Origin of the sequence: Novipirellula herctigrandis, from assembly GCA_007859835.1 — a bacterium.
GTDB classification, from domain to species: Bacteria; Planctomycetota; Planctomycetia; order Pirellulales; family Pirellulaceae; genus Novipirellula_A; species Novipirellula_A herctigrandis.
The window spans coordinates 7,147,400-7,162,960 of record SJPJ01000001.1 but is presented as its reverse complement, the minus strand read 5'-3'; the positions used below and the strand labels follow the sequence as shown (position 1 = coordinate 7,162,960).

Genomic DNA, 15,561 nt, shown 5'->3' with positions numbered 1-15,561 from the left:
ACAAACTAGGTGGAACACTGAATGCCTGGACCCAACAATCGCCCACGACGCGACCGCTATACTCAATATCCCGGTTCGTATGGTTCAGGGAATCCGGATCCGGGCTACAACGACCATCCTTTCTTGACGCCCAAAGGTTACCGACTGTTCCGTGAAAGCCCACTTACGGAAACAGCTTCGCTACCAACTTACCCCGCAGCGGACGGCGGCTACGTGCAGCCATCGGAGGTGCATGGGAATGTCGTCGATGGGCCTACGTTCTCAAGTCCGAATTCGTTCTCAAGTCCGAATCATCGTGATATTCCTCCCGCAGTAAATTACAAACAGAGTCACGGCGCGATCGTCAATGTGTTGCCATCCAAAAATTTTCCTGATGTGGATACTCTCGGACGCATTCCGCTGACTCCCTACTTCGACACTCAATTGGTTGTCGATTCGGACAATAGCCAACTACGGGCGATAGGCAAATTGTTCATCTACACCCAGCGAAGTTCCTGGGGAGACCCAGCGATGGGGTCCGCTTGGATCGCGGGTCCGAGTTTGCTAGTGACCAGTGCACATAATTTGTTCGACACGACGGACCGCACATGGTCGCGTTCACTCGAATTCTATCCCGGCTATGACTACTACTCGGTAACCGAGCGTCCCAAGTGCCGGATCACGAGTTGCCATATTCCTCGCGGTTATTTCGAGAATCCAACGACGAACAACGATGTCGCATTCTGCTATGTCGATCGCAACATCGGTGATATCGTAAATGCGGAGATCCCGTTGGAAACCTTGACCGATAACCATTTTTTCAACACCACGGCGGTAGCGATTGTTGGCTACCCGGCCACCAGCGGTTTTGATTTTGGCAAACAGCTTTGGCGATCTCGCGGCGAGTATCTATTCAGCCGAAGCAGTGGTGGCGACGATGACTATTCACCTGTGATCGCGACCAATTTTGGGGGCGGAGCGAGTGGATGTCCTTGGATAGCCAAAGACAAGAAAACGGATCGCTACGTGGCCGTCGGAGTCACGTCGGGACACGCAAAATTGAGGTACGATCCGGGCGAGCCAAATTTGATGGCGACGGTATCACCGTTTTTCGGACCCAAGATGTTCGCGAAACTCAGTGACGACCATGTTTTTCACCAGTTCCGTGCGGGGCGGAATTCGTGACATGCGAAATTCGTGACATTTTGCCCGCTCGGACCCATCGCAAGGCCGATTGCCAATGCAAGGGCAACTACCAACCCAAAGATCGGCTCGCCAAAGAAGCAAAAGTGTACTTATCGCTGTTCGCGATAGGTCGACCAACTGAGATAGACCATGATCCCGCCGATAATCACGAAGGTAATGTCCATCAGCATATTGGCCGATCGGAGAGGTGCCATATCGGTCATTCCAAGCATCCCCATTGCTGCATCGGCTAGAAACAGCACCAGGATCAGGATCGACGCAACAAGGCTGATCAAGCAGAGAGCCTTGGGCATCAATAACCTCGCGTTTGGGAAGAAAGTTTGTGAATCAATGTGGTAAATCGAACGTGGGGTGCCTCAGAGTATAGTTGCTCTTCGCCTTGTTCCCCAGACCCACGCAGGGGTCCTAAATTGACGTTTTTTGAATCTGGACTGGGTTTGTACTGGTTACAACGAAAATAGGGAGCAGTAGGTGGAGCGATTTGCTAAGCTCTGAACAGTCTATTCACAGGTTTTGCAGAGAGCATAGCGAGGTTATGGAAAATCCAAAATATTCGTCAGTTAGTCTCCAATCGGATGCTGAACGGGCCCAAACTGATGCTCCACAATGCGAAACGGGCCGCTGGAAGTGCGAAACAGCCCCTTGGAAGTGGTGGCGAAGCCAAATGCCAATCGCCAAAACGTGGGCCTATTTTGACCACGCCGCGGTGGCCCCGCTCAGCGGCCCCGCAGCAACCGCGATCACCCAATTCGCCGACCAAGCGTCGCGACAAGGCGACACCGTTTGGCCAACTTGGGCCGATTCGAACGAAAAGCTGCGTCGAAATGCCGCAAGATTACTTGGATGCGAGTCGAAGGAAATCGCATTGATCCCCAATACGACTGCCGGAATCAACTTTGTTGCCGAAGGTTGGGACTGGAAACCGGGCGATAACGTGGTGATTCCCGAGGGCGAATTCCCAAGCAATCTGTTCCCTTGGATGAACCAACAATCCCGAGGCGTCGAACTGAGGATCGTGCCCAGGCGACAATCTAAACATGGCGAAACGCACGAAGTGAATGTCGCTGATTTGGTCGATGCGATGGACGATTCGACACGGATCGTTGCGGCTAGCTGGGTCGGATACGCCAGCGGATACCGGCTGGATGTCGCCGAATTGGTGCGTCAGTCGCACGAACGGGGCGTGTTGGTATTTTTGGATGCGATCCAAGGACTCGGGATGTATCCGCTTGATTTGAAGAAAACACCAGTCGATTTTCTCGCTGCGGACGGCCACAAATGGCTGCTGGGCCCCGAAGGAGCGGGCCTAGCTATGATTCGACGCGAACATTTTGGAAAACTCCGCCTCGGCAATATCGGCTGGGGCAGCGTCAAAAATTCTTATAACTACGCTGAACCCAAAATGGATCTGAGGAACGAAGCGGCTCGTTACGAATCGGGTTCGGCCAACATGGTCGGATTGGCGGGATTGTCGGCCAGTCTCGATATTTTCCTCGCCGTGCTTGACCACCATGGTGCCGATGCGATCGAGCAGCGCGTGGTCGGGTTGGCGACCGAACTTGATCAAAAACTACGTGCGATGGGCGTGAAAACGTCCCTGGCGGCGGATCGGGAAAACCAAAGCAGCATCGTCAATTTCCGGCTCGACGGAACCGAACCGGCCAAAATACGCGAACGAGGTCTCGAACAGAACGTGGTGCTGAGTTGCCGCGGTAGTGGAGTACGGGCGAGCGTGCATGCGTACAACAACGAGGAAGACTTAGATCGGTTGGTTGCGGTGGTGAAATCGTTCCGGTCGTGATTAATAGTCTGCCAGTATTTTATGTCGGTTCCAATTACACGTTGGTCGGACATTGACGACCATCGTTTCTGCGCGGACAATCACGGCTGAAGACTTCGGGCAGGCCGCCCGTTCGCTCCCATCCACCTTCGAAACCTCCACCAAAACCCCAGAAACTACGAAAAGCTTATGAACTTTCTGCAATCGCAGGATCCTGAAATCTGGAAAGCCATGGAAGCTGAAGCCACTCGTCAACAGGACGGGTTGGAAATGATTGCTAGTGAGAATTACACCAGTCCCGCAGTGATGGAAGCTGCCGGTAGTGTGCTGACCAACAAATATGCCGAAGGGTACCCAGGCCGACGTTATTACGGCGGTTGTGAGCATGTCGACGTGGTCGAAACCTTGGCGATTGAGCGAGCGAAGCAGTTGTTCGGTGCCGAGGCTGCCAACGTTCAACCACACAGTGGATCGCAAGCCAACACGGCGGTCTATTTGGCCGCTTTGGAAGTTGGCGATACGGTCCTCGGTTTGGACTTGGCTCAGGGCGGCCACTTGACCCACGGCATGAAGCTAAACATTAGCGGCCGGCTATACAATTTCCAAAGTTACGGCGTTGACGCGAAGAACCATCGGCTTGATTTTGACCAAATCGCCAAGCTGGCTCGCGAGCAGAAACCAAAAATGATTGTCGCCGGTGCCAGCGCCTACCCGCGAGAAATTCCGCATGATCGGTTTGCGGAAATCGCGGAAGAAGTCGGCGCGAAGTTGATGGTCGATATGGCCCACTATGCCGGCTTGGTCGCATCGGGCCAACACAACAGCCCCGTTCCCTATGCGGACTACGTGACCACCACGACACATAAGACGCTGCGTGGCCCGCGAAGTGGTTTGATCCTATGCAAACAGGAACATTTGAAGTTGGTCAATCGCAACGTATTCCCGGGAACCCAAGGTGGCCCGCTGATGCATGTGATCGCGGGCAAGGCAGTTTGTTTTGCAGAAGCGATGACCGATGACTTCAAGGCCTATGGAAAAGCCGTCGTCGAAAATGCCAAAGTTCTAGCGGACACCTTGATGCAAGCGGGATTGCCTTTGGTCAGCGGCGGGACCGACAACCATTTGATGTTGGTCGATGTCACGGCAGTGGACCTTGGGGGCAAGAAAGCCGAAGCGGTCTTGGATCAATGTGGTATCACGGTCAATATGAACATGATCCCATTTGACACCCGCAAACCAATGGACCCATCGGGGATTCGGATCGGAACCCCCGCACTGACAACGCGCGGCATGGGCAGCGACGAAATGAAACGCGTCGGAGCATGGATTTATCAAGGGCTTTCCAATCCTGACGATACCTCGCTGCACGAATCGATCCGCAACGAAATCCGAGAACTGTGCAAAAGTTTCCCGGTTCCTGCCGAACGACAACTCGCTTAACACGCGAATCCAATACGATTTCACCCTTTCAAAACTCACCGAAAACACTTCGATCATGCACCGCATCCTGATTGCTGATGACAACGTCGCCAACCGAGAACTACTCGAGGCCTATCTAGCGAACGTGGACTGCGAAATTGAAACGTCCATTGATGGCCAAGATACGCTCGACAAGGTCGCAGCGTTTGGTCCTGACTTGGTACTTTTAGACGTGATGATGCCCAAGCTCAGTGGGTTCGAGGTCTGTGAGAAGATCAAGGGTGATGGTGCGACCAAACGGGTAATGGTTTTGATGGTCACGGCGCTCAATGAGCTTGGTGATATCGAACGTGCGGTTGCCGCCGGGACCGACGACTTTCTAACCAAACCCGTCAACAAGATCGAATTGCTAAAACGTGTTGAAAACATGCTAAAGCTAAAAGGCACCGAAGACGAACTCGAGCGACTGCGTCAATACATACAACAAATGGAAGATCAGCAGTAAACGGCGACCGTTTTGTTTGGACCGTTTAAAAGTGATCGCAACGAGTGAATCGAGAAAGAAAATTTCAACGAAGAGCCGCCTTCGAAAAAGGTTGGCTTTTTTCGTCGATACGGCGCACGTTTGACGATTGGTCCCAAACTCTTTGCGTTTGAATTTCAGCTCACGCGAATCCGCCGGTAGTGAACCAAAACGCAGCGAGCATGCAGAGCCAAACGATGTCAAGAAAATGCCAATATTGTGCCGCGAAACGGATCGGCCAATAGCTCTCGTGATCGTACTTGTGTTGGATCGTTCGGACCAAAACGATTCCCAGTGCAGCGACACCGCCGGCCACGTGCAGGGCATGCAATATCACCAGCACCGCAACCATGCCGACCAACCCCTTTCCATTTCCTTCAACCAGTGCGGGCCCCTCAAGCATGGCATTCATGGTTACCAATTGGACGGCGGTAAACACAATCGCTAGGACAATGCTGGCGAACAGCAATGTGACGGTCTGAAATCGCTTCTCGCGCCGCATCGCCAGCGTGGACAAATGGAGCAGGCCGCTGATCAGCATCAGAATTAACGTGCTAACCAGAAATGCACTAGGAAGTGGAACCATCGACATCGGATCATCGCGTCGCCAATAAGCGTAGAGGGCATAGAGCAATATGCTGCTAAGAAAAAACATCATTAGCGATGCGAGCAACAAGACGCCCCCCTGTTGGTAACGTCGATCGATCGGAAGCGAAGATGCAGAAACGGGCATCAAAATTGGACCACTTTGACAAATGAGAAGAACGAGCAAAAATACGAGGATCTTAGTCTACGTCCAAACGAGCCGCTGGGAACAAGGCACCAAACACCACTGCTACGGCCCTAGAGGGCCGAAAATTGCCGACACAACCAGTCAAAACGGCTGACGCTTGAGTTTACCGTGTGGTTTCGCAACAATTCACTCAGGCGGCTAAGTCTCAATCCCCTCTTCCTGTTTTCTGCCGAGTTTCGATACTCGTTTGCTATGTCTCCATCGAACCATGAACCGAAGCCGCTCTGCTCGCTCGTCAATTTGATTGACCCGAGTGTCAATTTGTTTTTCGATCTAACGGCCAACCAAGCGGCGCTGGCAGTCGGCAGCGGCGAAGTTGACCAAATCAGGCAAATCGACGGCCAATACGCGGTGGTCCATCAAACCGGCCCACTCGTTCGAATGGCCCGAACGATCGCCCGGCCGATGCGATATTACTTTGCAAAAATCGGTGATGACCCCAACCAGGTCACTCAATTGGTGGTGGCAGAACGGATTGACGAGATACGCGACTACCTCACTCAACACGATGCCGCCGGATCCTTTGACCCGGTCGACACACGAATGGTGCCCGCACACTATTTGTTAGAAGTAAATTTGAATGATCCAACCGAAACGAGCATCCGTTACGAGCGGTTCCTAACTCCAAAGCGGCATTGCTTGCCCGCCGATTTGGATACGATCGGTGAAACCTATATCCGCCAATTGACCAGCGAGCTCGATCGATGGCTCGATATTGTCGAACCGAAAGAACCGATCGGGGTAATGTTCTCAGGTGGTATCGATAGCGGATCAGTGTTCTTACTCCTGAATCATCTGCTTCACAAGCGAGGCGATTCCTTGGAGCGACTGCATGCATTCACGCTGTCGATTGACGGCGAAGGATCCGATGCAGCACAATCAAAAGATTTTCTTGAACAACTGAACTTAGACTCGGTCTTGGAAATCGTTTCGGTTCCTCTCGATGCAATTGACTATCGCAAAGCGATCGCTGCGGTCGAGGATTACAAACCGCTCGATATTCAATCCGCAACCGTTGGCTATGCAGTCTGCGAAGCAATTCGAAATCGTTATCCCGATTGGCGTTGGCTGATTGACGGTGACGGCGGTGATGAGAACTTGAAAGACTATCCAATCGAGGACAACCGAGGACTAACCATCCAAGACGTTTTAGAAAATCGAATGTTGTATCAGGAAGGCTGGGGGATTGATGCGTTGAAGCATTCGAAGACCTATTCGGGCGGCCAAAGTCGCGGGCACGCTCGCACGTGGGCACCAGGACGGCTGTTTGGATTCAGTGGCTTGAGTCCCTATGCACTTCCGAATGTGATCGAGATCGCCGAAGGCATACCCTTTATTGAACTCACTCAATGGGACCATCGAAAGCTATACGCACTCAAAGGCGAGGTCGTCCGGCGCGGCGTGAAAGCAGTCACCGGTTTTGATATGCCGGTTTATCCGAAGCGACGATTTCAACATGGCGCCGCTTCCACCGCCAGCTTCTCGAAGATATTCCCCGCGTTGGACAGCGATTATCGCCGCGCGTTTACGGAATTGCACGCATGATCGATTCCGTATTTGTCTACGGAACTCTCAAACAGGGGCAATGCCGTGAATCGCTTTGGCCTTGCGCCGCAAAAACAATCCAACCGGCGTGGGCGTTTGGAACTCTCTATGGCCGAAAAGATTACCCGGCCATGACGATCGGGACCGATCGAGTACGAGGAGAGCATAGAGCGTTCGCCGTAGAAGAACTTCCGATAGTTCTCGATCGACTAGATTCGATTGAAGGGGCCAACCAACACGGGTGCGATGATTTGTATCGCCGTGTTTGTGTCGATGTGTTTGATCTCAATGGCAATCGATTGGGACAAGCCTACGGATACCACTACGCGACCGATCCCCAGCGGGATGGTTTCCAAAAAATCGATGCAACCAACGAAAATGGTTTCGTGATATGGCCGTGATTTTTTAGGTGATCTCGAAACCAACAAAGGCATAAAAAAAGCCGGCTGCAATCGGCAACCGGCTTTTCGCCATTTGTATCAGCAATCACGTTTTGGCCCGCTACGCGTTAGGGGCGTCGACTAATCCAATTCAACTGCGAATCTTGTTTTTCGGGTGCCGTTTCGGCCAAAGCCAGGATCGCTCGTTGCAAAACAGCGTCTTCTCGGTCAGTCGTCATTTCACCGTCGGCGTTCGGGCGAGCGGCAACATAAGTCGATTCAACCGGCACGCTAGGAATCACCCCGTGACGACTAATCGCTTGACCACTTGGCGAATAGAACTTGGCAGTGGTCAAACACAGACCGAATTTGGACGTTTGCATTCGAAAGATGCCTTGAACACTCCCTTTGCCATAACTTGTTTCACCCACGACGGCGCCGCGACCGCTATCAGCAATTGCACCCGCGAAAATCTCGCTCGCACTTGCACTGTCACGGTCAATCAGAACCGCTAACGGGATGTTCCAAGTGTTTGGACGGTGAGCAGTGTAGTCAAAGTTCTCGCGGACATTGCGTCCACGCGTCGTCACGATGCGACCGTTGCCTAAGAAACGGTCGGCGACTTCCACTGCTGCTGACAACAGTCCGCCGGGATTGCCACGCACGTCCAAGACCAGGGATTTCATTCCTTGGCGATGCAAATCCCACAACGCTTGCTCGACATCGCGAGTCGTCGTTTTTTGAAAGTTAGTCAAACGCAAGTAGCCCACCTTGTTCGCCGGATCTACCATGTGGACATTTTCGACACATGGCACATCAACACGCCGCCGTTGAACACTCAGATCACGTTTTGTTCCTTCGACGCTAAGCAATCCGATCGAGACGAACGAGTTTTCAGGTCCGCGTAGCAGGTCGGCTGCGTAACCGGTGTCGTCGGTTTCTGTGCTGGTCGATTCGACGCGAACGATCTTTTCACCTGCGACGATCCCGGCTTCTTCGGCAGGTCCGCCCGGGATGACAGACACGATTTTCAGACAATCGCTTTCCGCCTTCAATTCAATCCCCAAACCAACAAAGTTGCCTTCGATGTTTGAGAACATTTCGTCAAGTTGGTTACCTGACAATAAGCGGGTGTAAGGGTCGAGCGTCGATACTGCGCCGCTGAGGTATTCCAGTGCCACGGCGGTCGGCGACAAACCGAGCCGACTCTGTGCAATCGACGATACATAGGCAACGTTCGCTCGCAAATCGAATCGTGTCTCGGTGCTGCGATTGGTCAACTCGTGGTGAACGTTCTGGCGAAAGTTTTCAACAGCTTTTGGATCGGCTTTAGCCAACGTGTGCTGGACGAACTTTGGCTCAGTCAATGCTACTTCGAGAGCTGCGGTGCCGTGCAGCATTACACGAGCCCAGTCAACGTTGTCGACGTAGTGCGTTTGCAAGTTGGCAAGAATTTCCGAATACAAGTCGAGTGATTGTTCAGCCGACAATTGGTCAACCGATCGGACAAAGCTGGTGTCTTGGTAGCGACGGTTCACATCGTAATGCAATTTGGCGATCACCAAACGTTGGTACAATGCGGAGTCGTCGGAAAACTTCTTCGTCGCTTTTTCATAGTGACGAACAGCATCGGCCCACAAACGTGATTGTTCGAGTTCCAAACCGTGCGCGATCGCCGCCTGTTCGCTTTGAGTGACAACGTCGCTCGTTGCTGCGGCGGATTCCGCACACAACCTATTGCGTTGGTCGAGCGAAGGGCCGAGTAGCGAAACAGCAGAGATCGTAAAGGCGACGACAAAGCGAAGGCAACATTGACCGCTTGGGCGTAACGCCGAGATCTTGTTGATCCAATCCATGCGTGGATAATCCGTAATGAGCGTTGTCAGGCGGAGGTCCCGCAGACGCCAAGGGAGGTGACATCTGGTTCAAGCTGCGCAAAGACGCTCAGACCACGCAGCTACGGGAATATAGGTCACGAATGGTGCCTGGTCAAAAAAACGATGCGATGAAAAATTGGAAAACTCAACGCAGACCTAACAGCTGGTAAGCTGGCAATCGGGTCGACGCAAATGTTCCGGTCTTGCAGGCTGACTCAAAGAGAAGGTCAACCCGAGCAAACAAGTTTCACGCCTTGTTTCACCGTTGTGTGCGTCCGTTGCACGTGAGATGACGCAAAGTCATCATGGCTTCCAAAAGTACGATAGGCGTTGTCCACCATGAAGGCAACAAAAGAAATGGCACGTTCGAGTTTCACGGCGTGCTGAGCGGACTAGGCGCAAATCAACGCACTGACAACCATGAGGCATTGTGCTCAACGGTGTGAATTGTGTCCAGCGTTGTGCGTTGTGCTCAACTACGGCTCCATTTCGCCAAGCGGGATTTCGCGGTAGAGCGCCAACATGCTGCCCGCTTCTTCGATCCGCTTGCGATCCGATTGACTGATGTGTCCAATCACGTCATGAGTCGAACGAAATCGATCCGTTGCGATCCCTCGGCGAATTGCCAGGGTGGTTTCTTTTGGTAACTTCCCATCCGAAGCAATGCGCTGATTTAGTGACATCCGAGCGAACGGAGGCAAACCGATTCGACGCACTAAATTGAGTCGGGATGCCAAGTCAGCGAATTGTCCGTACTGAATTGCTAGATTGATGTCCGCAATCTCTTGGACGGTCGTCGTATACTCGGTATCGCCGAATTGGATTCGGTACAGATTGGTTTCGGGATCGATATCAGGTGCTGCTAAGATGCCCAGACGTGTTTGTTGATCCCGTGTTTCCGCTGCACTGCGGGCCTGGGCCGTGATCCGGACCAAGTCATCGACGCTGAGGGTGGTGCGAGTTTTGGATTGCTGGTCCAGCAAAATAACCCGTTTTCGTTCCATGTCGTAGACTGTCAAATACCGGTCATCGAGTTGAGGAAGATCGTATACCAAGCCAGTCTGGAACAGGATTAAATGCTCCGCCGCAGGTTGTTCACTCTTTCCTTCATAAATCTTCGTTTCGACTCGAAAGTCGGCGGCATCCACACACAGGCTCAAAGTCAGGCCCAACACCAGACAAAGCAGGGCAGGGACACGGTGCAGGGCAGGGACACGGTGAAACGTGATTTTTGCTAACATTAGATTGGTACGTGTCGATTCGAGGAGTGCAAGACGTCTGGACGTTTCGGCATGGTGGAGCGTAGAAAAGAGAGTAAGGACGCGTCTAGACCAAAGCTGGCACGTAGATCAAAGCTGGCACGTAGATCAAAGCTGGCACGTAGACCCAAGCTGGCACGCTCGCTTTCATTTCATTCACGATTCAAGATTCCATCGTTATGCGTAGCACCCTGTTTTCCATTCCGCACGAAATCGCCGGACTGACCGTGTTTGGCTTCGGGTGGGTGTTAATCTTTTTCGCGATTGCGTTGGTGGTCCGATTGGTGATTCTCCGCCAAGGGATTCAAAGGAAATCCGGTGAATCGATCGGTGGCTACTTGGCCGGCGAAGGCTTGATGTGGGCGTTGTTCGCCGGCGCAATCCTATTTGTGTTGCCAGCGGTGGAAGTGAAAAACATTGACGGGGACCCGATTGGGATGGCAATCCGCGGCTATGGCGTGATGCTGCTACTGGGCGTTTTGTCAGCGGTCGGGTTAGCGATGTGGCGAGCCAAACGACGCGGGATCGACCCCGATGTGATCATCAACATGGCTCCCTGGGTCTTTATTGGCGGAATTGGCGGTGCCAGATTATTTTACGTGATCCAGTACCGCGATCACTTTATCCATGACTCGTTTGCCGAAACCGCTCGAAGCATGCTGACCTTCACCGAAGGCGGTTTGGTCGTCTACGGCGGATTTATTGTTGGGACGCTTGCAGCCGTGTTTTTCATCGTTCGACACAAATTGCCGATTCTTAAACTTGGTGACGCAATCGTACCGTGCATGTTCCTTGGCTTGTTCTTTGGACGGATCGGCTGTTTTCTAAATGGCTGCTGTTACGGCGGGCAATGTGAGGAGTATTGGGCTGCGCTGCATTTTCCCCAGGGCAGCCCCGTCTACGTAGACCAATTAGAGTCGGGCGTGTTGGTAGGCCTAACGATTGACCGCCAAACGGGGATAATCGAAGAGGTCCGCAGTGGGAGCCTCGCGGACCAAGCCGGCATCAAATCGGGAAGTGTTGTCGAAAGTCTTCAACTCGACGACCGATTCCTGCTCGATATGCCCAAAACCGTCGCGGCCGAACGTGGACCACGTGGCCTATTGGCATTAATCGACGGGAAAATGTACCGCTGGACGCCAAACGACTTGCCGGTGCATGCCGTGGCGGTTCAGCCAGCACAATTGATCAGCAGTTTCTCGGCGATAATCCTATGTGGACTGTTATGCGCAGCATCCTACGTGCTTCGTCGGCAAGGAGCGGTTATGATGATAGGGTTCGCCAGCTATGCGATCCTAAGGTTTTTTCTAGAGTGGGTTCGCGTTGACGAAGAAGGTCAATTCGGAACCGATTTATCCATTTCCCAGTGGGTCAGTGTGCTCGTGTTTCTAGGTGCACTGATTGGTTTGTTTTGGATCTATTATCGCAAGCAGGGCGGTCATGAAGGAGATGGATTGGTCGTAAAAGGAGCGCAGGTGAAACTGTGATCTGGGGGATGAATCGAGTGCGAGAAACGGAGTGGATTGAGGACCCGAATCTACCCGAATCAGAGCGGCAGCGGGCCTTGAACGGATTGTCGCGTATCAATCGACTTACCGGGTTGGCAGAAGTTCTGTTCCACCAACTCGAACGTTACGCTCGCGACATACCCGACCGCCCGCTTCGCGTTTTGGATCTTGCCAGCGGCAATGGTGAATTGCCCATTTCTTGGGCGGCGAAAGCCAACAGAGCAGGCCTAAACCTTTGCATCACAGCCAGCGACAAAAGCGAAAACGCGATCGATCAGCAACAACGCTTGGCACAAAACGCGAACGTGACAATTCAAAGTGTTCGTCTGGATTGTCGAAAAGGCGATTTGCCGGTTGGATTTGATGTGGTGGTTTGCACGCTTCTGATGCATCAACTTGACGAACCACAGGCGTTTCGATTGCTGCAGTCGATGGCACAATCGTCGAACCGGTCGGTTATGGTGTGCGATATTGAACGGACACGTTGGAACTTGGCTGTTTTAAAAACAGCGTCTCATTTACTTAGCCGTTCACCGGTGCTGCGTCACGACAGCGTCACAACGGTAAACGCTTCCTTCACACGCGAGGAGTTCAGACGACTCGCTGAGTCAGCTCTGGCAAGGCCTGTAAAAATCCGCTCGGTCATGCCTTGCCGTTTCTTAATGACGGCTGACGAAATGGTGGAACCGATCGCTTCACCCGCCTTTGCATGACCGTTTTCCAACCACGCCATTGGTCTTGCGAATGGTAATGCTATGACTTCGCTTTTTCCCGAAACGCGATGAACTTCTCCATCGCGGAAGGGAGTGGTGATTCAAAGGAAACCATTTCCCCCGTTCCGGGATGGACAAACGACAACGACTTGGCGTGCAAAGCAATTCGCTTGCGCACCCATCGTGGATGCTGGGCCTTTTTGGTTTGGTAGCGTGGATCACCGAGCACGGGATGCCCGACGTCGGCAAGTTGGACTCGAATTTGATTTCGCTTTCCCGTTTCAAGTTGCAGTTCCACGAGCGTCGTGTCCTGCATTCGCTTGAGGACGCGAAACAACGTGATCGCCTCTTCTGTATTAGCCGACGGCCGGGTGATGTATCGGTCGAGGTTATTGCCGGTCGCTAAATGTGAGTGGAATTTACCTTCGTCGCGGTCCATCACCCCGGAGACAATCGCTATGTAAAACCGTTCGGGTTTGCGTTGCTTAAATTGCTCGATCAAGGCATCCGCAACATCTTTGCGTTTGCCGAAAACCAATAGGCCGCTCACTTCGCGGTCGAGTCGATGGACGACAAACGCCTCTCGCTCACCTCGTGAATGACTCAAGTAAACCGAGACGCGATCAACCAGCGAGTTCTTTTCTTTGTTGTCCGTCGGCACCGTCAGCGATCCGGCCGATTTGTCGACCACGATCAGAATGTCGTCTTCGTACAGAACGCTAAACGTTCGATCCTCCCAGCTCTTCTTTTTCTCGCGGTAGCGTTGCGCAGGATCAAAGCGAATCGAAACACTATCGCCCTCTTTGACTGTCGCGCCAATATTCCTGCAAATATTGCCGTTCACCGAAACGCAACCATGATCGACCAAGCCGCGTACTTGGCTGCGAGAAACCGCCGCCAGATCACGAATGACCAAGTCGACTCGCCCGGCGGCGTCCGCTTGAACGGTTGTAGAAAGTGTTGTGATGGGCATGGATCGATTATTGGCCTCCGCTAAAGATAAACTCGTCGGCGGACAACTTGCCGTCGCGATTTCGATCAAACCGTGGAAAACGCTTTGGCGCTTCCTCGGGATCGGGTTGATTAGATAAAAACTCTTCCATTGTCAACAATCCGTCTTGGTTGGCATCGCGGCTGCGAAACATCCTGCGGCGTTTGGCTTGCTCTTGACTGCCGAGCAGCCATTTTTCCTTCTTGCCAATCTGCGGTTTCGCCTCGGGATGTGTCGCAAGAATCGCCCGCATCGCAGCCACCACTTCCGGCTTTTCCATCGCGACGTTTTGGGTCTCCAGTGGATCCGTTTGGTAATCGTATAATTCGAGATCAGCAAACGTGGATGGATCGCCGGGCACTTTCCACTCAACCATTCGATAACGAGCATTGCGAATGGCGCGTCCCATTCGATTTCCGCGTGGATACACATGGGTGACATAGTCGCGGCCGTTCGCATTGCCGCTGCGAACCACCGACGCCAGACTGGTTCCGTCGATTCCAGTTGGCAAATGGATGCCCGCTAGCTCGCAAACGGTGGGATAAAGGTCAACGGTTTCGAGCATCGCATCGGTCGCATCGCCATGACGACCATCGGGCGCAACAATCACAACCGGAATCTGAGTGGCTTGTTGGTAGTTGGTGTGTTTGCACCACTGACCGTGATCGCCAAGATGCCATCCATGGTCGCCCCACAGGACAACGATCGTGTTCTTAGCAAGGTCATGCTCGTCGAGTGCATCGATCACTCTTCCAAGCTGGGTGTCCATGTAAGTTGTCGCTGCGTAATAGCCGTGAATCAGATGTCGCGTGGTCGCTTCGTCAATTTTCCCTTTGCTTCGCATATCGGAATATTCTCGAAGTTCGCCAAAGTTGGTCGCTGCGTATTCGGGTGCATCGGTTGGTTTGGAAAGAACCTTTGGCATGGGAAGCAAAGCGGGATCGTAAAGGTCCCAATACTTTTTCGGAGCCACGAAAGGCAGATGCGGTTTCAGGAAACCGACAGCCAAGAAGAAAGGTTTGTCGGGATTCTGGGAAAACGTTGCAAGCCGCTTGATCGCCTCGGTCGCAATTTTGCCATCGCCATAGGTGTCATCCGCAACATCGGCTAATTCGGTCGCCGGACCGCGATTTCGTCCCTTCTTGTCTTTCACCATCTGGCGAAGGCTATCCTTGTCGACATATTGTGGTGCTTTTGGTCGCCACCCATCGATGCTCCATGACCGTCGATCATCAGTGTTGCCGTGACCAAGGTGATAGATCTTGCCAAGCGCCTCGGCTTGGTAACCCTGGTTCATGAAATGTTGGCTAAACGTGACTGCGTCGGGGACGGCTAACCGCAAATTTGTTCCCAAATCATAGATACCTATTGTTTGGGGACGCAGCCCAGTCATCAAAGCAATGCGACTGGGTGAACAAATCGCTTGGTTGCAATACGCGGCATCGAAACGCAATCCTCGCGACGCCAATTGGTCGATGTGGGGTGTCACGGCAACGGGATCGCCGAAGCAGCCGATGGTTGGTTTTAAGTCATCGACACAAATAAGTAGCACGTTCGGTGGAGCCGCAAACAATAAGCTGGACCAGCA

14 protein-coding genes are annotated in these 15,561 nt (G+C 52.8%); 8 read left to right on the top strand and 6 right to left on the bottom strand.

The annotated features are described in order from the left end of the window. Nucleotides 1–21 precede the first annotated feature (21 nt). Nucleotides 22–1,164 carry a trypsin-like serine peptidase gene (locus CA13_RS26140; RefSeq protein ID WP_146401712.1) on the top strand — a complete coding sequence of 381 codons (1,143 nt, stop codon included), beginning with the start codon at nucleotides 22–24 and terminating at the stop codon, nucleotides 1,162–1,164. Between the two features lie 110 nt (nucleotides 1,165–1,274). Here CA13_RS26140 and CA13_RS26135 read toward each other — a convergent pair whose 3' ends face one another. Then, entirely contained in the window at nucleotides 1,275–1,478 is a 204-nt protein-coding gene (locus CA13_RS26135; protein WP_146401710.1) for a hypothetical protein, read from the bottom strand. A 371-nt stretch (nucleotides 1,479–1,849) separates the two neighbouring features. On the opposite strand from CA13_RS26135, the gene CA13_RS26130 reads away from it, so the two are divergent. The 3 genes from CA13_RS26130 (at nucleotide 1,850) to CA13_RS26120 (ending at nucleotide 4,889) form a co-directional block, all read left to right on the top strand. Next, a complete protein-coding gene (locus tag CA13_RS26130) occupies nucleotides 1,850–2,986 on the top strand; it encodes an aminotransferase class V-fold PLP-dependent enzyme (RefSeq protein WP_146401708.1) in 1,137 nt (378 codons plus the stop codon). Nucleotides 2,987–3,154: 168 nt separating this feature from the next. Further along, nucleotides 3,155–4,405 (top strand): serine hydroxymethyltransferase, encoded by a 1,251-nt coding sequence (locus CA13_RS26125; RefSeq protein ID WP_146401706.1) that lies wholly within the window; start codon nucleotides 3,155–3,157, stop codon nucleotides 4,403–4,405. Between the two features lie 55 nt (nucleotides 4,406–4,460). Next, the gene (locus CA13_RS26120; RefSeq protein ID WP_146401704.1) at nucleotides 4,461–4,889 is read left to right on the top strand and encodes a response regulator; all 429 of its coding nucleotides are present in this window, start codon (nucleotides 4,461–4,463) and stop codon (nucleotides 4,887–4,889) included. Nucleotides 4,890–5,049: 160 nt separating this feature from the next. Here CA13_RS26120 and CA13_RS26115 read toward each other — a convergent pair whose 3' ends face one another. Continuing rightward, complete coding sequence (locus CA13_RS26115) at nucleotides 5,050–5,640, bottom strand: cytochrome c oxidase subunit 3 (protein ID WP_146401701.1); 591 nt, start codon at nucleotides 5,638–5,640, stop codon at nucleotides 5,050–5,052. A gap of 252 nt (nucleotides 5,641–5,892) precedes the next feature. Between CA13_RS26115 and CA13_RS26110 the strand changes: the two genes are divergently transcribed. After that, nucleotides 5,893–7,245 (top strand): asparagine synthase-related protein, encoded by a 1,353-nt coding sequence (locus CA13_RS26110; protein WP_146401699.1) that lies wholly within the window; start codon nucleotides 5,893–5,895, stop codon nucleotides 7,243–7,245. Further along, the gene (locus CA13_RS26105; protein ID WP_146401697.1) at nucleotides 7,242–7,646 is read left to right on the top strand and encodes a gamma-glutamylcyclotransferase family protein; all 405 of its coding nucleotides are present in this window, start codon (nucleotides 7,242–7,244) and stop codon (nucleotides 7,644–7,646) included. The genes CA13_RS26110 and CA13_RS26105 overlap by 4 nt, the downstream gene beginning before the upstream one ends. Before the next feature lie 107 nt (nucleotides 7,647–7,753). On the opposite strand, the gene CA13_RS26100 is transcribed toward CA13_RS26105, so the two are convergent. Beyond that, nucleotides 7,754–9,481 (bottom strand): S41 family peptidase, encoded by a 1,728-nt coding sequence (locus CA13_RS26100; RefSeq protein ID WP_146401695.1) that lies wholly within the window; start codon nucleotides 9,479–9,481, stop codon nucleotides 7,754–7,756. Nucleotides 9,482–9,978: 497 nt separating this feature from the next. Beyond that, a complete protein-coding gene (locus CA13_RS26095; RefSeq protein WP_146401693.1) occupies nucleotides 9,979–10,743 on the bottom strand; it encodes a hypothetical protein in 765 nt (254 codons plus the stop codon). Nucleotides 10,744–10,940: 197 nt separating this feature from the next. Here CA13_RS26095 and CA13_RS26090 point away from each other — a divergent pair, with 197 nt between their 5' ends. Together CA13_RS26090 and CA13_RS26085 are read left to right on the top strand one after the other, a co-directional pair. Further along, nucleotides 10,941–12,248 carry a prolipoprotein diacylglyceryl transferase gene (locus tag CA13_RS26090; protein ID WP_146401691.1) on the top strand — a complete coding sequence of 436 codons (1,308 nt, stop codon included), beginning with the start codon at nucleotides 10,941–10,943 and terminating at the stop codon, nucleotides 12,246–12,248. A gap of 8 nt (nucleotides 12,249–12,256) precedes the next feature. Next, complete coding sequence (locus CA13_RS26085; protein ID WP_146401689.1) at nucleotides 12,257–12,982, top strand: methyltransferase domain-containing protein; 726 nt, start codon at nucleotides 12,257–12,259, stop codon at nucleotides 12,980–12,982. A 40-nt stretch (nucleotides 12,983–13,022) separates the two neighbouring features. Here CA13_RS26085 and CA13_RS26080 read toward each other — a convergent pair whose 3' ends face one another. Continuing rightward, nucleotides 13,023–13,955, bottom strand: a complete 933-nt coding sequence (locus CA13_RS26080) for an RluA family pseudouridine synthase (protein ID WP_146401687.1) — start codon at nucleotides 13,953–13,955, stop codon at nucleotides 13,023–13,025. A gap of 7 nt (nucleotides 13,956–13,962) precedes the next feature. Then, nucleotides 13,963–15,561, bottom strand: a 1,599-nt coding sequence (locus CA13_RS26075; protein WP_419194841.1) for a sulfatase-like hydrolase/transferase, incomplete at its 5' end; no start/stop codon positions are given.

What these genes read in the sequence shown, in the direction of transcription:
- CA13_RS26120 (WP_146401704.1), top strand. Translation starts at nt 4,461, where the DNA reads ATGCACCGCATCCTGATTGCTGATGACAACGTCGCCAACCGAGAACTA.
- CA13_RS26100 (WP_146401695.1), bottom strand. Translation starts at nt 9,481, where the DNA reads ATGGATTGGATCAACAAGATCTCGGCGTTACGCCCAAGCGGTCAATGT.
- CA13_RS26085 (WP_146401689.1), top strand. Translation starts at nt 12,257, where the DNA reads ATGAATCGAGTGCGAGAAACGGAGTGGATTGAGGACCCGAATCTACCC.
- CA13_RS26090 (WP_146401691.1), top strand. Translation starts at nt 10,941, where the DNA reads ATGCGTAGCACCCTGTTTTCCATTCCGCACGAAATCGCCGGACTGACC.
- CA13_RS26110 (WP_146401699.1), top strand. Translation starts at nt 5,893, where the DNA reads ATGTCTCCATCGAACCATGAACCGAAGCCGCTCTGCTCGCTCGTCAAT.
- CA13_RS26140 (WP_146401712.1), top strand. Translation starts at nt 22, where the DNA reads ATGCCTGGACCCAACAATCGCCCACGACGCGACCGCTATACTCAATAT.
- CA13_RS26105 (WP_146401697.1), top strand. Translation starts at nt 7,242, where the DNA reads ATGATCGATTCCGTATTTGTCTACGGAACTCTCAAACAGGGGCAATGC.
- CA13_RS26095 (WP_146401693.1), bottom strand. Translation starts at nt 10,743, where the DNA reads ATGTTAGCAAAAATCACGTTTCACCGTGTCCCTGCCCTGCACCGTGTC.
- CA13_RS26135 (WP_146401710.1), bottom strand. Translation starts at nt 1,478, where the DNA reads ATGCCCAAGGCTCTCTGCTTGATCAGCCTTGTTGCGTCGATCCTGATC.
- CA13_RS26080 (WP_146401687.1), bottom strand. Translation starts at nt 13,955, where the DNA reads ATGCCCATCACAACACTTTCTACAACCGTTCAAGCGGACGCCGCCGGG.
- CA13_RS26125 (WP_146401706.1), top strand. Translation starts at nt 3,155, where the DNA reads ATGAACTTTCTGCAATCGCAGGATCCTGAAATCTGGAAAGCCATGGAA.
- CA13_RS26130 (WP_146401708.1), top strand. Translation starts at nt 1,850, where the DNA reads ATGCCAATCGCCAAAACGTGGGCCTATTTTGACCACGCCGCGGTGGCC.
- CA13_RS26115 (WP_146401701.1), bottom strand. Translation starts at nt 5,640, where the DNA reads ATGCCCGTTTCTGCATCTTCGCTTCCGATCGATCGACGTTACCAACAG.